This window comes from Salmonella sp. SG203, assembly GCF_013350575.1.
GTDB lineage: Bacteria > Pseudomonadota > Gammaproteobacteria > Enterobacterales > Enterobacteriaceae > Salmonella > Salmonella enterica.
This window is the reverse complement of record NZ_SNMT01000098.1, coordinates 1-614: the sequence shown is the minus strand read 5'-3', so window position 1 is coordinate 614 and position 614 is coordinate 1. Positions and strand designations below refer to the sequence as shown.

Annotated in this window: 1 protein-coding gene; it reads right to left on the bottom strand. The window is 60.9% G+C overall.

Translation table 11 applies throughout. From position 1 onward, the window contains the following. Window positions 1-566: filamentous hemagglutinin N-terminal domain-containing protein (locus HV477_RS27970; RefSeq protein ID WP_175065757.1), on the bottom strand; the 566-nt coding region annotated here is incomplete at its 3' end. Window positions 567-614: the final 48 nt, after the last annotated feature.

Genomic DNA, 614 nt, shown 5'->3' with positions numbered 1-614 from the left:
GCCATAAAGTCTTCCGTGCTGATGTTCTTCGTCGACGCCAGCAGCCCCGCCGTGTTCACCCTGGCGCCCTTACCGAACATCACCCCCGCCGGGTTGACCAGCATCACCTGGCCGTTCGCCGTCAGCGTACCCAGTATCTGCGACTCATGCCCGCCGGTCACACGGTTCAGCGCCACCGCGCTGCTGTCCGGCTGCACGAACTGCACCGTATGGTTCTGCCCGATATCAAAACTGTTCCACCTGGTCACCAGCCCGTGCGTGCTCTGGTGAATGGTCATCTGGTTGCCACTGGTACTGATACTCCCCTGGCCGGCCACCACCTGCCCACCCACAGGCAGGTCCGGGTTTGCCAGCGCCAGTCCCGGCAGCATGCCGATTACCAGTCCCGTCAGCACGGCCAGCGGTGTCAGGGTCCCCATGAGTCTGCGGAAGGTGCTGACACCCTGCAGTCCGCACAGTCCGGCAACACTGCCGGTGGCTTCCTTGCCGGCGCCCGTGGTCAGTTCACTCACCGCCACAAGCTGGTTGCGGCGGCGGTCGTATTTAAGTTTGTATATCTTGTTCACTGTTCTGTTCCTTCTTTTTTATTATTCCGCCACTCAGAATGACTTCAC